Genomic DNA, 1586 nt, shown 5'->3' with positions numbered 1-1586 from the left:
GCTGCCAGACTGCTCCACCCCGCACCGGAAGTGTTTGAACTGCTGCCCTGCTCTTTCGAGGAGGGCTACCGCAACGATGTTCTGGCTGAACCGCTGCAGTGACAACTCAGGCTGCGCATATTACACGAATCGCGCAGCTTTGTGTCAACTTTCATGCAAGATGCGCAAATGCCTGCTGGCACCAGATCATGATCGGGTTCCAGGCCAGACCCAGGGCCAACAGCGCCAAGGCGTTCACGCCCAGCACCACGCCCAGCACGCGGTCGTTGTTGCGCGGCATGGCCTCGCCCACCGGCTCATCGAAGTACATGACCTTGATGACGCGCAGGTAGTAGAAGCAACCGACCACGGCGCACAGCACGCCGAGGATGGCCAGCCACAACAGACCGCCGTTCACCGCCGCGCCGAGCACGGCCAGCTTGGTCCAGAAGCCGAGGAACGGCGGGATGCCGGCCAGCGACGCCATGATGCACAGCACCAGGCCGGCCATCCACGGATTGCGCGCATTGAGGCCCTTGAAGTCCTCGATGTTCTCGGCTTCAAAGCCGGCGCGCGACAGCGCGATGATCGCACCGAAGGCGGCGGTGGACATGATGGCGTAGGCCAGCGCATAGAACAGCGCGGCGGCGTAGCCCTGTGCGCCACCACCGGCGATGCCCATCAGCAGGAAGCCGATGTGCGAGACGGTGGAGAACGCCAGCATGCGCTTGAGGTTGCTCTGCGCGATGGCCATCAGGTTGCCGATGACCAGCGACACGGCGGCCAGGCCAGCGATCAGCAGTTGCAGTTCGGTCGACAGCGGGCCCACGCCCATTTCCAGCAGGCGGTAGGCCATGCCGAACGCGGCCAGCTTCGGTGCCGAGCTGATGAACAGTGCGATCGGTGCCGGGGCACCCTGGTAGACGTCGGGCAGCCACATGTGGAACGGCGCAGCACCGAGCTTGAACGCCACGCCGGCAATCATGAACACCGCGCCGGTGATCAGCAGCACGCGCTCTTCCGAATGCGGGATGGCGGCCTGGATGGCATCCAGGTGCAGGCTGCCGGTGGCGCCATAGATCAGCGACATGCCGTACAGCAGCAGGCCCGAGGCCAGCGAACCGAGGACGATGTACTTCATCGCCGCTTCCGAGGCCAGGCCGCTGTCGCGGTTGCTGGCGACCAGCGCGTAGGAACACAGGGCCAGCAGTTCCAGGCCCAGGTAGACCATCAGCAGGCTGCCGGCCGAGACCAGGATCATCATGCCGGCCGTGCCGAACAGGATCAGCACCGGGATCTCGCCCTGGAACAGGTTGCGGTCACGCAGGTAGCGCCAGCCGTAGACCAGGGTCAGGCCACTGAGCAGCACGATCCCGGTCTTCATCACGTCCGCGGCGGTATCGCGCACGAACATGCCGTGGAAGACCTCACCCTGCCCGCCCACGCCGGTGGCGAGCATGAACAGCACCACGGCCAGCGCAGCGACCGAGAACAGGTGGGTGACGATCTTGTTCCGGTTGCTGACGAACAGGTCGAGGATCATCAGGGCGAAGGCCCACTGACGGAGGCCCCGGCGATGAAATACTTCTCCCTTGTCTGGGCGCAGC

The 1586-nt window shown here is 64.9% G+C and carries 1 protein-coding gene and 1 tRNA gene (1 of these 2 running past the window's edge); both read right to left on the bottom strand.

Going from position 1 to position 1586, the window contains the following annotated elements; all coding sequences use genetic code 11:
- A tRNA-Met gene (locus ACQKDV_RS18595) sits at nt 1-24 on the bottom strand (it extends 153 nt beyond the left edge of the window).
- 127 nt (nt 25-151) lie between these two features.
- Nucleotides 152-1585 carry an NADH-quinone oxidoreductase subunit NuoN gene (nuoN, locus tag ACQKDV_RS18590; protein ID WP_427785731.1) on the bottom strand — a complete coding sequence of 478 codons (1434 nt, stop codon included), beginning with the start codon at nt 1583-1585 and terminating at the stop codon, nt 152-154.
- Nucleotide 1586: the final 1 nt, after the last annotated feature.

The sequence above is a fragment of the Stenotrophomonas sp. NPDC077659 genome, from assembly GCF_050268705.1.
Classification (GTDB): domain Bacteria; phylum Pseudomonadota; class Gammaproteobacteria; order Xanthomonadales; family Xanthomonadaceae; genus Stenotrophomonas.
Note: the sequence above shows the minus strand (reverse complement) of the source record. Positions and strands in the feature narration are given on the sequence as shown.